The following is a 15,093-nucleotide window of genomic DNA, read 5'->3' on the forward strand; positions in this document are numbered from 1 at the left end:
GTCACGCTCATCCCGCTTGTGTTTGCACTACTCCATGCCGCTGGAGTGTTGCCGTTGGGTGTGCTGCAACGATTCGATGACATCATTTACGACGCTCGTCTTCGGGCGACGATGCCGAAGTCCATGGACGATCGCATCGTTATCGTAGATATTGATGAAAAAAGTCTCGCATCGGTAGGACGTTGGCCGTGGGGCAGGAACAAGCTGGCCGACTTGGTCAATAAGCTGTTCGCTGAACACAAAATTGCGATTCTGGGCGTCGATGTGGTTTTCGCGGAACCTGACGAGAGCTCAGGACTTCAGCATTTGAAAGAACTGGCCAAAAACGAACTCAATGATCAGCCAGTTTTTCTGGCAAAGTTGCAGGAGTTGACCCCACGGCTGGATTACGACGGCGTGTTCGCTCGCACCCTTGAAAGCAGACCCATTGTCCTTGGGTATTTCTTCACCAATGACCCACAAGGTCGCTCCAGCGGTGTTTTGCCTCCACCAATTTTTCTGGAAGATGCCCTTCTAGGGCGTACTTTGGATGCTCCCGAGTGGACTGCTTTCGGATCAAATATTGCGGGATTGGCCGATGCTGCTCCCATGGCCGGGCATTTCAATTCATTTACTGACCCTGATGGAGTCGTGCGCTCCGTTCCTCTGGTGGCTCATTACAAGGACGCTTACTACGAATCCTTGTCCCTTGCCATGTTTCGGGCGATTGTGGGAATGCCCAAAATCGCACCTTCCTATTCCAAGGAGACATTTCTTCCTAAGGCATTCCAAGGTGTGGACAAACTCTTGTTAACACAAGGGGACAAAACACTTGGCATTCCTGTAGACAGACGTGGCGGCGCGCTTATTCCATTCCGTGGGCCTGGAAATGCACAAGGAGGATCCTTTCAGTATGTGTCTGCTGCTGATGTTTTGGAAAACCGTGTCCCGGTAGGGAAACTAAAGGACAAAATTGTTTTGCTTGGAACGACCGCACTTGGATTGTTCGACATGCGAGTGACCCCAGTGGGTGAGGCCTACCCAGGAGTTGAGACACATGCCAACATGCTGTCGGCACTTTTGGATGGACACGTGCTCGTGAAACCTGACTATGCAATGGGTTATGAGCTGGTTGTCCTGGTTTTTTCTGGTCTTGTTTTGGCTATCGGTCTTCCTTTACTCTCCGCTATGAGGGCTGTTGTCTTAAGCACCAGCGTACTCGCTTGCCTGTTGGTCCTGAATCTTTGGCTCTATCTCGGGTACGGCTTGGTGTTTCCGTTGGCAGGTGCCCTGGCAATGACCGCAACAGCCTTCGCACTAAATATGAGTTATGGATATTTTGTGGAAAGTCGCTCCAAGCGGGACCTCGCCAATCTGTTTGGAACCTATGTGCCGCCTGAGCTTGTTGATGAAATGGTTCAGGACCCAGACAGCTACAACATGAAGGCCACGAGCCGCCATATGACCGTCATGTTCTGCGACATGCGTGGTTTTACCAATATGTCTGAGGCCATGGAGCCTGTGCAGTTACAGGCGATGTTGACCGGGGTTTTTAGCAGGCTAACCTCTGTAATTCGAGCGCACCGGGGAACGATTGACAAATATATGGGCGATTGTGTAATGGCTTTCTGGGGAGCCCCCGTGGAGTCCAGTGAACATGCGCAGTTGGCGATTAAGGCGTCCCTTGAGATAGTGGAAGTCATCGGCGAAATTAACAAGGAACATCAGCTGGCTGGGCTTCCTCAGATTGGTATAGGCATTGGAATAAATACAGGACTCATGTGTGTTGGCGACATGGGCTCTGATATCCGAAGAAGCTACACCGTCATTGGTGACGCTGTGAACTTAGCTTCTCGGCTAGAGTCACTTTCAAAAATTTATGGTGTCGATATCGTTGCGAGTGAAGGGACAAGGCAAGCTACAACGGACATTCTTTGGCAGGAACTTGACAAGGTAAGAGTCAAAGGCAAAGAGCAAGCGGTCAAGATATGGAACCCATTAGCTTTGAATGTACGGGCAACATCTTCTTTGTCCGACGAAGTGAAACTGTGGTCCCAGTTCTTGAAAATGTATCGCAGCCAGCAATGGGATCAGGCCGACGTGGCTTTGCTGAATGTGAGTCGCATGAATCCGAAGAAGTTTTTGTATAGCCTCTACTCCCAACGTGTTGCCTCCATGCGGCATCTGCCTTTTGATTCAGAGTGGGATGGAGCTACAAATTTTGAAACCAAGTGAATTGAGGCAACAAAGGTGAAAGTACGTGTGCTGGGGTGCTCAGGGGCTATTGCCAAAGACTGCAGAACTACTTCATTTTTGTTCGGCACCAAGGTACTGATCGATGCCGGAACCGGAGTGGGAGACCTGACCCTTGATGAAATGCAAGACATTGATCATGTCTTTCTGACCCATTCTCATTTGGATCATATCGCGGCGCTTCCGTTAATGCTGGATGCCACAGGTGCGAGACGCGACAAGCCGATTTATTTGTACGGGCTTCAGTCGACACTAGATGCCCTTAAAGCCCATATCTTTAATGACGTGATATGGCCTGACTTCTCGCAGATACCCAGTATCGAATCGCCCTTTTTGAAATTCTCTCCTGTGGAGGTGGGGCAACAGACGTTAGTAAATGGAATGCTGATCGAAGCATTACCCGCTCAACATTCAGTGCCAGCACTAGGATACGCGGTATGCCAAAACGGACCTTGTTGGGTATTTACTGGGGATACAGGCGCCTGCCCTGATCTATGGTTGAGGGTTAACCAGTTGAATGTAGGAATACTGGTCATTGAAACGGCTTTCAGCAAAAAAGAAAGAGCCCTTGCATTGCTAAGCGGACACCTCGACCCGCAATCAATGGCTGAACAGCTCGATCATATTGATTTTGATAAAGTCTTTCCCATTTATATCACGCATACCAAGCCAGCTGAAACTGAGCTCATCATGAGAGAGATAGAGCAACTCAATGGGATGGAATCGCATAGACGATTTGAAATCCATTGGCTCCGCGCCGGCCAAGAGTTTTCTTTGTGAACAAACTAGGCAAGGAATTAAACATGGTTTCCCCGACAGAACAAGCCTTCTTTGAATCACAAAAACTTGCAACAAAAAAACGAGGCATGACCTTTGAGGCTTTGTTTTATCGTCAGCTTCACCTTGTAACGGCTCGCATTCATGATACAGAAAATATTGAGCAAATCATGTTGGAGACGAGTCAGGATATCTGCAAGCTTTTGAACGCAGATCGTCTGACACTCTACGCACTAGGCGAAGACGGCGTCTCCATTGTTTCAAAAGTAAAGACTGGTCTGAATACGAGCAGAGAGTTAAAGCTCCCTATCTCGCCGCAGAGTATTGCAGGCTACGCTGCCTACAGCAAATCTACCCTGAATATTCATGACGTCTATGACGAGGCAGCGCTCAGAAAAATCCATCCGTCTTTAAACTTTCTGAAGGAGGTGGACAAGCGTTCCGGGTATCGAACAAAACAAATGATGGTTGCACCGATCATGGAAGGAAATACCTTGCATGGAGTGCTGCAAGTTATCAATAGCAAAAGCGATGAGCCCTTCGGTGAACTTGAGTTAGATGGGGTATCTGAGTTATGCAAGACGTTGGCAACTGCCATTAAGCAGCGTCTGAAGCGGTCGGAAGTACAACCAAGACGCAAACAAACAAAGTACGACTATTTAATCGACTCCGGTCTGATGTCTGAAAGTGACCTGCAACAACTTGTGCAGGAATCTCGTGATGATGGGAATTCGTTGGAGCAGCTCATCATCAGTCGTACCGGCTTGCGTCCAAGCCAAATTGGTCCTAGTCTCGCGCACTTCTTTGGAGTTCCTTATGAGCCGTTCAATCCGGGTCGTATAAGGTCTGAGCCTTTGCACGGAGCCATGAAGCGGGAGTTCCTTGAGGAACAGGGTTGGATTCCTTTGGAGGAGTCGCCTGAGGGATTGGTGATTATGTGTACCGATCCTGAGGCCGTGAAAGGCTCCAGAGTTGTACCCCAGGTATTTCCTCGTATTCACAAGTTTGCCTATAGGGTAACAACACAAGCGGATTTCGCAGAGACGCTGTCGCAGATATTTGGAGCAGAAATAGATAGCGGCACCATCGACCAACTTTTGGCTGATATGGATGGCGGGCCTATCGATGATGGAAGCAATGATGAGTCCCTCGAGTCTGCGGCGGCAGATAATGAACTCGTAAAGTTTGTCAACAAGGTGATCATAGATGCCTATCATCAAAAAGTATCAGACATCCACATTGAGCCAATGCCAGGTAAGTTTAAAACGGGCATACGCTTCCGAATTGACGGCAGTTTGGTTCCATATGTAGAGGTTCCTGCACACTTCCGTCAAGCGATGGTTACCCGATTGAAAATAATGTGTGATTTGGACATATCGGAAAGACGCAAGCCACAAGATGGAAAGATTAAGTTCAAGAAGTATGGTCCACTAGATATTGAGCTTCGGGTGGCAACCATTCCCTCCGCTGGTGGGGTCGAAGATGTGGTGATGCGAATACTGGCAGCCGGTGAGCCGATTCCGCTTGAAAAACTGGGCCTGACTGTCCACAACAAGGCGAGGCTGGAGTCCACAGTCAGTAAGCCTTATGGGCTGTTCTATGTTTGCGGCCCTACGGGCTCCGGCAAGACCACGACACTACATTCCATATTAAAGTTTCTGAATACACCAGATACCAAAATATGGACAGCTGAAGATCCTGTTGAAATTACACAGAGGGGCCTGCGTCAAGTACAGATTAATAAGAAAGCAGGAATTGATTTTGCATTAGTGATGCGCGCCTTTTTACGGGCAGATCCCGATATCATTATGGTGGGCGAATCACGAGATAAAGAAACGGTCTCGATGGGCGTTGAAGCTTCATTGACGGGGCATATGGTTTTCTCGACGTTACACACCAATTCAGCACCTGAATCCATCACTCGGCTTTTGGATATGGGGATGGACCCATTCAATTTCGCGGATGCGCTACTAGGCATTCTTGCACAGCGACTGGCGAAAAAGCTCTGTGAATGCAAGGAGGCCTATGTGCCGACGGATGATGAGCTTCGTTTGTTCTGCAAAGAATATTCTGAGGAACTTCGAAACACGAAGTCCTGGCAAGCCAACTACGAGCTGGAATCCAAGAAGCTCTTGGATCAATGGACCAAATCTTATGGAGAGGGAGGCCAACTTCGGCTTTATCGCGCAGTCGGATGCGACAAGTGCAACAATACCGGTTATAAGGGCCGCGTTGGCTTGCACGAACTTATGGTGGCTGATGACGATTTGAAGAAGTTGATCCAAGAGCGAGCGAGGGTCGCAGAACTCTTTTCCTGTGCCGTGGAGGGTGGGATGAGGACTCTCAAAATGGATGGTATGGAGAAGGTGCTGATGGGAATGACGGACTTGAAGATGGTGCGACAAGTTTGTATCAAGTAGTAGCACCCGAATGACAAAATTGATAGCTTTTGGGTAGTGCTAAGGTCTTTATCGGAATAATCCTAATTGGCATGCTGTTTGCTTGACCTAGCTCCCCTAATCTTACGTGGAGAACACCATGAAATTAAAACGTGCTATTCAAAAAGGCTTTACGCTCATCGAATTGATGATTGTTGTGGCAATTATCGGCATCTTGGCCGCAGTTGCGCTTCCTGCTTATCAAGATTACACAGTGCGTGCGAAGATTTCAGAAGTGATTTTGGCTGCTTCTCAATGCCGGACAACTATCACCGAGACAGTGCAAACCGCAACATCAGCTGCCTCTCAGTTTATCGCTGGCGGGTGGGGATGCGAAACGTCGATTCCTGCTGGCAACGTAAACCGAATCCAAACCAGTGCCGCTGGAGCTATCCGCGTGGCATCTAATTTGGCGTCAGGCCCGGGTTCTATTATCTTGGCTCCCAGCGCTACGATAACTGCTGGAGGAAATGTTACTGCTTGGCTGTGCGGCCCATCATCTCCTACTGTCGCAACAAACGTAGCGGCTGGATTGACCGCAACCGGTGGTGTAAATCCGAAATTCTTACCAGGTTCTTGCCGGGATGCCACTGTAGCTGGCACATACGGAGCCGGTACATTTGCACCATAATTGACATCAGTGCATAGGAAGAAGGGCTCTTTGAGCCCTTTTTTTATGAAAATTTTTTTATCAAAATTATCTTTTTGGGTTTTGGGATTATGTTGGCTGATTCCCGATCATTTCCCGCCTTGGACTGCTTATCATACAGAATTCCCCGCCTTCGCAGCAGTTGCCTTGATTGGAATAGCCTTAGTCTTTAGAAATGCAGTTGACACCACACGTGGTGAAGCATGTGTATTCGCATTGATTTTCATAGTAACGATAGTCTCTCAGATATTTACAAAGCAGTATTTGGGAGACGTATTGGTCGGTATTGTCTATCTCGGCTTGGTCTGTATATCCGTCAAATGGCATCGACTGGATGCAAAGAATTTGACGACTTTATACCATCTTCAGTTGCTCTTGGTATGGGTGTCAATAGCAGTTTCTTTTCAGGTAATAAGCCAGCAACTAAATATAACTTCTGAGTTCGGCGACTTGATTTTAGAGCCTTTGCCGAATGGCAGGGCAAGAGCCAACTTGGGGCAATCCAATCAAGCTGCTACTACTCTAGTGTTAGGTGTTATTGCTGCTCTGGGGCTGCAAGCAAGAGGGAAAATATGTGTCGCCACAATCATCTTTATTCAAGCATACTTTGCTATTGCAATAGCCGCTACACAATCGCGCACGGCAATACTTTCGGAAGTGCTGGTTGTCATGTATATGATTGTTTTCGGTTTTAAGCAAAAAAAGCGGTTCCTAAATTATGTCTTGCCTTTATTGGTGCCGGCTCTTTTGGGTATTGCTTACTGGCTGTGGATGTACTTTTCTGGCGATTTTAGTGGAGAGTCACAGCAGGTTGAACTGAGAACTGCGCCGGGAACCAGAGGCTTGATTTGGAAGCAGTTCGCTGTAGCAATTTTCGAGAAACCAATACTGGGGTGGGGGTGGGGGCAATTGGCAGCGGCTCAGCAATTTGGAGCAGATATATTTCCGGGAATTGAGCAAGCGAATTATGCCCACAACATTTTGCTAGATATATTTGTCACATTTGGAGTTCCATTCGCGGTGGTGCTCTTGTTTCTCGTAAGCTATTGGATGATCGCAAAATTTACCTTTATCAGAAAAGCTGAAGAGGTATATTGGTCGATGGCGATGCTGATTCCGCTGGTGATTCACTCGTTATTGGAGTTGCCGCATGCATATTCATATTTTTTAGCGGTTGCAGGAGTTCTCTGTGGGGTGATTAACAGTTATGGTACAAGAGGTACTTTGATATCATTTGGAAGAGGATTTGTAGTGCTGATGTACTCATCTTGGCTTGCTTTGGTATTGCTGATTGCTTATGAATATAAGTTGGTAGAAGAGGATTTTCGGGTAAATAGGTTTGAGAATAGAAGGATAGGGGTTACGCCTGCTGAATATGAGATTCCCAATCTAAACTTGTTGGATCAATATCAGGATTTGTTGGATGCCATGCGTATGCGGGCAACTCCTGGCATGGCTGATAATGATGTTTTATTGCTGGAGAGGGTTTCCGAGCGATTTGGGTGGGCGCCGCTTTTGTTTAGATCAACTCTTGCCTCTGCTTTAAATGGTCGTGAAAACATTGCACAAACTAAAATGAGGACCTTGTGCAGCCTCTTTTCAAGGGAAGTATGTGAGGAGGCAAAGCAAAACATAATCACTCTTTCCGAAGATAGATATCCTCATCTCAAGAATATTGATTTTGACAATTAAGCATAAATGACTGGTGCTTGCATTTGAATTTGAACCGAAGATTTGACTTTAAATGAGTAGGGAAAGTCTGAGCTAAATTTATTAAAACCATAGATCATTCGATAATGAGTAAAAATTGCAGCTTCCTGTCAGGCTCTCGTATCAGGGCTAGTGGCGTTCACCTTGGGTTGAGTGCGATAGTTGCCGGATGTGCGGCATTATTGGTATTTCAGATCTGGTATCCATACCCTTACCAGAAGATTTCTGGAGGGCAAGAGCTATTTGTATTGCTTGTTTCGGTGGATGTCATCATGGGTCCGTTGATAACTTTGGCAGTATTTGATAAGCGTAAGCCGTTGCGGGAACTACGTCGTGACCTAGCCATTGTCGTGCTGCTCCAATTGTTTGCTTTAGGGTACGGTTTGTGGACGATGTCTATGGCACGCCCCGTCCACCTCGTTTTTGAGATTGATCGATTTCGTGTTGTTCACGCCATAGATGTCCCGCCTGAGTTGCTAGATCAAACGCGGCCAGGAATAGTTGCTCTTCCCTACCGTGGGCCGACAGTGCTTGGGTTGAGACCTTTTAAAGATGACCTTGAAAAGATGCATGCGACATTGGCAGCATTGCAAGGGCTCCAGCTGAGCTATCGCCCTGAATTCTGGCAAAGCTACGATGCATCTCGTAACGATGTATTGCGTATCGCCAAGCCAATAGAACAGCTCAAGGCGCGATTTCCTGATTCGGTCAGGCAGATAGAGGCAGCTACAGCAGGCAAAGCAGAGGCAGCTAGGACCATCTTGTATGTGCCTCTTTCGGGCCGCAAAGATTTTTGGACTGTGCTGATTGATGGGCGCAATGGCGATATTTTGGGGTATCTGCCACTGGACTCCTTCTAGTGATGATATTTAGAGCTTTTCGGTATGCAGTGACCGTGAAAATTGCGATTGCCGCCATATTTTTAATTGCACTTTCACCAACAAACTACTTGTTTGCTCAGTCGGCCTCAAGTTTATTAAACACCGACTCTGGCGCAGAGTTTCCCGTGTCTGTAGAGCGTCGGCTTGGTGACCGTATAGTTCGTAATCTCTACCGCGACCCCGACTATCTCGATGACCTCGTTCTAGCCGACTACCTTCAATCAATCTGGCAACCACTCTTGGCGTCAGCCCGCAAGCGCAATGAGATTACGCCGGAACTGGATGCTGCGTTCGCTTGGCAGTTGCTTCAGGGGCGGGACAGGAATGTCAACGCATTTGCCTTGCCTGGTGGTTTTTTTGGGATACACCTTGGCCTGCTTGGGGTCGTTTCCTCGCGAGATGAACTAGCCTCGGTACTCGCACACGAGCTCAGTCACGTCACCCAGCGGCATATCGCACGTTTAACGAGCAAGCAGTCAGATCAAGCACCCTGGTTGGTGGGAGCCATGATCTTGGGGGCGTTGGCGGCAAGCAAAAATCCCGGCGGTGCCAATGCGGTCATAGTGGGGGGCCAAGCAGCAGCAGCACAATCCCAGCTCAATTTTTCTCGCGACATGGAGCGTGAGGCAGATCGCACCGGGTTCGGCGTTGCATCGGATGCGGGATTCTCGCCAGCAGGCTTTGTGAGCATGTTCGAAAAGCTCCAACAAAACAACCGTAACAACGACACCGGTAACTTTCCTTATTTGCGTAGTCACCCTCTCACCACAGAACGAATTGCGGATATGAAGTCGCGTATTCCAGAAGGTGCTTCAACTGCCCCTACAGACACGCTGGAGCACGCCATGGTGTCCGCACGGGCGCGGCTACTTTCCAACCCCTCAGTAGACGCCTTGCGGAATTGGTATTCCGAAACCGAGCCTGGCCTGCTTGCAAAGTCGACGAGCTCGCAAAAAGTCGCTTCCCTTTACGGTGCCACCCTGGCCGCGATAAAATTGCGGGACTTTTCGAGAGCGCTCGCATACTCGAATAGCTTGCAGACGCTTGTGGCGAGCTATGCGCCAGCAGCACGCCAATCGCGGTACCTCCGGGCGGAGCTTTTCATGGCGGAGGGCAAGCCAGATGCGGCACTGAGCATCTTGGGATTCAATGCTGCCCCCAAAACACGAGCCGACTTGCTGCTCTGGATACCGCTAAAGGTCGCAACAGGACAAGCTGATATTGCCGCCGATGCAGCACAGCTCTGGTTGATTGACAACCCTACAGACGCAAGTATGTGGCAACAGCTCGCCAGTGCCCGGGCGTCTCAGGGCCGCTTGGTTGCGGCCGTGCGTGCTGAAGCGGAAGTCAATATCGCGTATTTCGACTACGCAGCGGCAGTGAGCCGGTTGAAGGCCGCGCAATCGCTCTACAGATCAAGTTCCCAAAATGCTGACCACATCGAAGCCTCCATCGTCGACGTTCGCTTGCGCCAGGTGGAGCAATTACTTCGGGAACAGGCTGTCGAGCGCTGAGTTGATGATCATGCCGGCCACGGTGTACAGGAGTGAGCCAATCAGTGCGGCACTGAAATCGCGCACCTGAAATCCATCCAACAAGCCTGCCGCCCACCAGAACATGAGCGCGTTGATCACGAAAAGAAACAAGCCCAAGGTAATCAGTGTGACAGGCAGCGTGAGAATAACCAACACCGGCCGCAGTAGGGTGTTGAACAGCCCGATCACCACCGCGGCGATCAATGCCGAGCCAAAACTTTGAACTTCCACCCCGGAATACAAATGCGCCACAGCCAGCAGCGCCATGGCGCTTAACAACCATTTACTAAGTAACTTCATGGCCTCAGCATAGCACCGAGGCCCGAGGCGGCAAGGTTAGTGCGCTGAGAGCTCAGTAGTTGCAGCTCGCTTCTGGCTCCACCAGCCGGCACCCAACACCGCAGCGATCGCCAGCGCATAGAGCGCCCAGCGCGTCATGCTCTGCACATCAGTTGCGCCGCTATCTGTGCCGAATACATTCACCAGCCATGGCTCATGTACCACCATCTTTGCGGCAGTGAATGCAAGCACAGCAGCACCCAATTGGATGATGACCGGGAAACGTTCCACGAGTTTCAGCACCACATTGCTGCCGAACACCACAATCGGCACACTAATCAGCAAGCCGATGATGACCAAGTCCATGGCACCGTGTGCCGCACCGGCTACACCCAGCACATTGTCTACGCCCATCAAAGCATCAGCCACAATGATGGTCTTCATGGCCCCCCAGAACGTGGTGGCGGACGGGCCGTCATGCTCGTCACCGCCTTGATCTGCAAGAAGTTTGTAGGCAATCCACAGCAGACCCAGGCCGCCTACCAGCATCAGACCAGGAATTTTGAGCAGCCAGACCACACCAAGCGTCATCGCAGAGCGAACCACGATGGCGCCCACGGTGCCCCACACGATGGCTTTTTGTTTCAAAGCCGGGGGAAGGTTGCGCGCAGCCAGCGCAATCACAATGGCGTTGTCACCGGCCAGCACCAGATCAATCAACACAATGGCCAACAAAGCGGACCACCAGGGGGCGGACATGAATTCCATGAGAGTACCTCGCAACGAACGAAAAAGCCGCTGCAGGTGGAGGAGTGGCAACCACGACCCCGCCTGCAAAAAGGCGTGAATCGAAGGTCTTGCTCGAATGTTCCGACCGAACACCCCGACAGACCGGAAGCTTGTCGCTTCGTATTGACGATCTGCCGAAACGGCTAAGGGCCGCTTGGAGCTACTCCCCTCCGGAGAAGTGGGGAATATAACAATGTAAATTTTAGGCCTATAAAAAAGAGGGTTTTCCGCTCCGGCCGCAAATGCAGGTCATCGCAAGTAGCCGGACCATGATTTGGAGTCCCCGGTATATGATGCGCCTCCCCCGAAACCAGAGACATATCCATTGGCAGGCATACACATCACCGATATCGAGTCGGCCATCAACTTCTGGCGAGCGCGTGAACCCTCTCCGGATGGGGTATCCCTACCTGCGCCCACTCGCGCCTTGGCCGAGGTGTATGCCTTGCTGATCTACTACCACGAGACGGAGGCGGACGAATTCAGCATGCCGCCCAAAGCATTGGCAGCTTGGCAAGCCTGGTATGACTCGACACCCGACACGCCTTGCATCGCGATTTGTTCGACCAGTCAAGGCGATGAAACCTGCAAAGGATGCGGACGCACCTTTGAAGAAGTGCAACTCTGGCCGGAAATGCGCCCTGCCGAAAAGCGCGCTACCTGGCGCCGCATCACCCTAGATGCCAGCTCATGGCGCTTTAACCGTTACGCCGAGCGGGCAGCAGAATCAAGGTCATTAGGGTGATTTGATAGCGCCTTGCGCATATTGGATGAGCGCTAGATGCCTATTTCGATTGAAAGTCGGGGGGCTTACTTCCAGCGGACAGGTTCAATATCCACGGTGTTGCTACCGTCGCCTAGCATTAAAACGCCTTCCTGAACGGTCGCTTGCAATTGCATGCTGCGGGCAGCCAGTTTGGCCAAAGCCTGGGATGTCACAGAGGGGATGCGCCACACCTGCAATTTGTCCAGGCGAGTGAGTTTGGTCTCAATCCCCTTCCACCAGATGTCCGCCGAATGCGCGAATGGGTAGAGCAACACGGAGTCGGCTTTGTTGCAGGCCTTGGAAATCGGCTTGTCTTCCGGCTGGCCCACTTCAATCCACAGCCGTTTTTGCCCGGTGAAGTCCGTCAGCGACACATCGGGATCTTCCGGGTCGGACAACCCCGCCCCGAAGGCCAGCGTGCCGTCTCCATTGCAGACGCTTTGCAGCTTATGGGCGTTGAACGCCAGGGCCACCAGCCGAACCATCATGCGCTCGTCCGTCTCGCTGGGGTGGCGAGCCAGTGTGAGCGCGTGGTCTGCGTAGTAGCTGTTCTCAATGTCTGCGATCTGCAGATTGGCTTTGTAGATGGTGGATTTGAGTGCCATCAGACACGCTTTGCCAACGCAGACGCCTTGCCGGTGTAGCTACCGGGCGTCATGGCCAGCAGACGCGCTTTCTCGGCGTCTGGGATGTCCAAACCTGCAATAAAGCCCTGCATCAGCTCGCGCGTCATGGCGGCACCCCGAGTGAACTTTTTGAGTTGCTCGTAGGGCTGGGGCAAACCGAAGCGGCGCATCACGGTCTGGATGGGCTCGGCCAACACTTCCCATGAGGCATCTAGGTCTTCGGCGATGGCGGCCTCGTTGATCTCCAGCTTATTCAAGCCGGTCATCAGCGAGCTGTAGGCCAGCACGGCATAGCCCAAGGCCACGCCCATGTTGCGCAGCACGGTCGAATCGGTCAGGTCGCGCTGCCAACGGGAAATCGGCAGCTTTTCGCTCAGATGGCGCAACAAGGCATTGGCCAAGCCCAGATTGCCCTCGGCGTTTTCAAAGTCAATCGGATTGACCTTGTGCGGCATGGTGGACGAGCCCACCTCACCGTCCTTGAGCTTTTGTTTGAAGTAACCCAGCGACACATAGCCCCAGATATCGCGGCTCAAGTCGACCAGAATGGTGTTGGTCCGTGCTACCGCATCAAACAGCTCCGCCATGTAATCGTGGGGTTCGATCTGAATGCTGTAGGGCTGGAAGGTCAGGCCCAAGCCCAGCGGTTCGGGGGTCTCCACCACTTTCTTGCTGAAAGCTTCCCAATCAAAGTCGGGCCAGGCGCTCAGGTGGGCGTTGTAGTTGCCAACGGCGCCGTTCATCTTGGCCAGAATCTTCACGTTGGCAATGCGGTCGCAGGCGGCTTGCAGGCGGACGACCACGTTGGCCATTTCCTTGCCCACCGTGGTGGGGCTGGCGGTCTGGCCATGGGTGCGGCTCAGCATGGGCACATCGGCGTAGGCGTGGGCCATGTCCCTGAGCTTGAGCACAATTTTGTCCAGAGCGGGCAGGACGACAACATCCCGCGAAGCGCGCAACTGCAAGGCATGGCTGGTGTTGTTGATGTCTTCGCTGGTGCAGGCAAAGTGCACGAACTCACCGGCTTTTTCCAGTTCGGGACGGGCTTCGAACTTGGACTTGATCCAATACTCGACCGCTTTTACATCGTGATTGGTCGTCTTTTCAATAGCCTTAATGGCTTCACCGTCAGCTTCCGAGAAGTTTTTCACCAAGCCCAGCAGGTAGGTGCGGGCGCCGGGGGTCAGGGGTTTGAACTCCTCAAAGCCAGCGTCGCTCAAGGCGATAAACCAAGCCACTTCCACTTGCACGCGGCGGTGCATATAGCCCAGCTCACTGGTCAGGGGGCGCAGGGTAGCAAGTTTGGCGGCGTAACGGCCGTCCAGCGGAGAAAGGGCGGAAATGGCGGAGAAGGTCATCCCCCAATTGTAGGTTGTGCGCCACGGACAACCCCGCACCCCTCAACGGCAACCCCCGCTGGATAGAATCACGCCTCAAGCAACTGCAAAGTCCTCATGAAACTTATCGGATCCACTTCCAGCCCCTTCGTTCGCAAAGTCCGCGTCGTGATGGCCGAGAAGAAGCTCGATTACGTCCTGATTCAGGAAGACGTCTGGTCGGCTGAAACCCGCATCGCGGACTCCAACCCGCTGGGCAAAGTGCCTTGTCTGATTATGGAAGGTGCTGAAGCCCTGTTTGACTCCCGCGTGATTGTGGAGTACCTCGACACCCTGTCCCCCGTGGGCAAGTTGATCCCTGCGGTAGGCCGTGAGCGCGCCGAAATCAAAACCTGGGAGGCGCTGGCGGATGGCCTGATGGAGGCTGCGGTGCTGGCCCGTCTGGAAGCCACATGGACAGGCCGGACCAAGGCTCAACGCAGCCAAGTCTGGATAGACCGCCAAATGCTCAAGGTGAACGATGCCCTCAAAGCGATGGCCCGTGGCTTGGGCGACAAGCCCTTTTGTGCGGGTATCCACCTGAGCCTGGCCGACATTGCGGTGGGCTGCGCTTTGGGCTATCTGGACTTCCGTTTCCCTGAGATTCAATGGCGTGAAGATCACCCCGGCTTGGCCAAGCTCTATGAGAAGCTGGCGCAGCGCCCCAGCTTCGCGGATACCGTCCCGGCCTAAGCCCAGCGCGGCTTTGCAGCCTGAATAGCGCTGCGGGCCGCGTGTTTACAAGGCATTACACAAATACGCTCGCCAAAAGGCGGAGGCTTCACTACAGTCTCCCCACTATGCCGACGTATAAAACTGTCTACAAATGCCGCGAATGCGGGGCCACCAGCTACCAACAGGTGATTGAACGGGCCGCCAGCGGAGCCCTCAAGCCGACCGGTCAGTACAAATGCACGGGTTGCCGCAATGTGTTTGCCAGCCTGCGTGCCTGGTGGGAGCCTCGCCGGCAAGTGGACTTTCAATCCAGCAAACTGTCGCCCCTGGAAATTTCCTCCCAGTGAGGCGGTTTACGCC

The 15,093-nt window shown here is 51.8% G+C and carries 14 protein-coding genes; 10 read left to right on the forward strand and 4 right to left on the reverse strand.

Annotation, left to right across the window (positions count from 1 at the left end; translation table 11 throughout):
• The first annotated feature begins 18 nt into the window (after positions 1-18).
• The 7 genes from RAN89_RS03790 (at position 19) to RAN89_RS03820 (ending at position 10,201) form a co-directional block, all read left to right on the forward strand.
• Positions 19-2,214, forward strand: coding sequence for a CHASE2 domain-containing protein (locus tag RAN89_RS03790; RefSeq protein WP_346432731.1), 2,196 nt, complete (start codon positions 19-21; stop codon positions 2,212-2,214).
• 15 nt (positions 2,215-2,229) lie between these two features.
• A complete protein-coding gene (locus RAN89_RS03795; RefSeq protein ID WP_313868324.1) occupies positions 2,230-3,012 on the forward strand; it encodes an MBL fold metallo-hydrolase in 783 nt (260 codons plus the stop codon).
• An 86-nt stretch (positions 3,013-3,098) separates the two neighbouring features.
• Positions 3,099-5,429: a GspE/PulE family protein gene (locus tag RAN89_RS03800; RefSeq protein ID WP_313869335.1), complete on the forward strand. Its 2,331-nt coding sequence runs from the start codon at positions 3,099-3,101 to the stop codon at positions 5,427-5,429.
• Positions 5,430-5,547: 118 nt separating this feature from the next.
• Complete coding sequence (locus tag RAN89_RS03805; RefSeq protein ID WP_313868325.1) at positions 5,548-6,078, forward strand: pilin; 531 nt, start codon at positions 5,548-5,550, stop codon at positions 6,076-6,078.
• A gap of 45 nt (positions 6,079-6,123) precedes the next feature.
• Positions 6,124-7,788: a PglL family O-oligosaccharyltransferase gene (locus RAN89_RS03810; RefSeq protein ID WP_313868326.1), complete on the forward strand. Its 1,665-nt coding sequence runs from the start codon at positions 6,124-6,126 to the stop codon at positions 7,786-7,788.
• A 104-nt stretch (positions 7,789-7,892) separates the two neighbouring features.
• Positions 7,893-8,666: a TfpX/TfpZ family type IV pilin accessory protein gene (gene tfpZ, locus RAN89_RS03815; RefSeq protein ID WP_313868327.1), complete on the forward strand. Its 774-nt coding sequence runs from the start codon at positions 7,893-7,895 to the stop codon at positions 8,664-8,666.
• Between the two features lie 35 nt (positions 8,667-8,701).
• The gene (locus RAN89_RS03820; RefSeq protein ID WP_313868328.1) at positions 8,702-10,201 is read left to right on the forward strand and encodes a M48 family metalloprotease; all 1,500 of its coding nucleotides are present in this window, start codon (positions 8,702-8,704) and stop codon (positions 10,199-10,201) included.
• Here RAN89_RS03820 and RAN89_RS03825 read toward each other — a convergent pair.
• Positions 10,172-10,522 (reverse strand): phage holin family protein, encoded by a 351-nt coding sequence (locus tag RAN89_RS03825; RefSeq protein WP_087495925.1) that lies wholly within the window; start codon positions 10,520-10,522, stop codon positions 10,172-10,174. The two genes, RAN89_RS03820 and RAN89_RS03825, sit on opposite strands and share 30 nt — an antisense overlap.
• A 36-nt stretch (positions 10,523-10,558) precedes the next feature.
• Positions 10,559-11,269 (reverse strand): TerC family protein, encoded by a 711-nt coding sequence (locus RAN89_RS03830; protein ID WP_313868329.1) that lies wholly within the window; start codon positions 11,267-11,269, stop codon positions 10,559-10,561.
• 346 nt (positions 11,270-11,615) lie between these two features.
• Between RAN89_RS03830 and RAN89_RS03835 the strand changes: the two genes are divergently transcribed.
• A complete protein-coding gene (locus RAN89_RS03835; protein WP_087495927.1) occupies positions 11,616-12,035 on the forward strand; it encodes a DUF3717 domain-containing protein in 420 nt (139 codons plus the stop codon).
• 65 nt (positions 12,036-12,100) lie between these two features.
• Here RAN89_RS03835 and RAN89_RS03840 read toward each other — a convergent pair whose 3' ends face one another.
• The gene (locus tag RAN89_RS03840; protein ID WP_313868330.1) at positions 12,101-12,661 is read right to left on the reverse strand and encodes a YaeQ family protein; all 561 of its coding nucleotides are present in this window, start codon (positions 12,659-12,661) and stop codon (positions 12,101-12,103) included.
• A complete protein-coding gene (gene purB, locus RAN89_RS03845; RefSeq protein WP_313868331.1) occupies positions 12,661-14,040 on the reverse strand; it encodes an adenylosuccinate lyase in 1,380 nt (459 codons plus the stop codon). Before purB ends, RAN89_RS03840 begins: the two co-directional genes overlap by 1 nt.
• 96 nt (positions 14,041-14,136) lie before the next feature.
• Here purB and RAN89_RS03850 point away from each other — a divergent pair, with 96 nt between their 5' ends.
• Positions 14,137-14,751 (forward strand): glutathione S-transferase C-terminal domain-containing protein, encoded by a 615-nt coding sequence (locus tag RAN89_RS03850; RefSeq protein ID WP_313868332.1) that lies wholly within the window; start codon positions 14,137-14,139, stop codon positions 14,749-14,751.
• 107 nt (positions 14,752-14,858) lie between these two features.
• Positions 14,859-15,080: a hypothetical protein gene (locus tag RAN89_RS03855; RefSeq protein ID WP_313868333.1), complete on the forward strand. Its 222-nt coding sequence runs from the start codon at positions 14,859-14,861 to the stop codon at positions 15,078-15,080.
• The last annotated feature ends 13 nt before the right edge of the window (positions 15,081-15,093 follow it).

Source organism: Rhodoferax mekongensis, assembly GCF_032191775.1.
Lineage (GTDB): Bacteria > Pseudomonadota > Gammaproteobacteria > Burkholderiales > Burkholderiaceae_C > Allorhodoferax > Allorhodoferax mekongensis.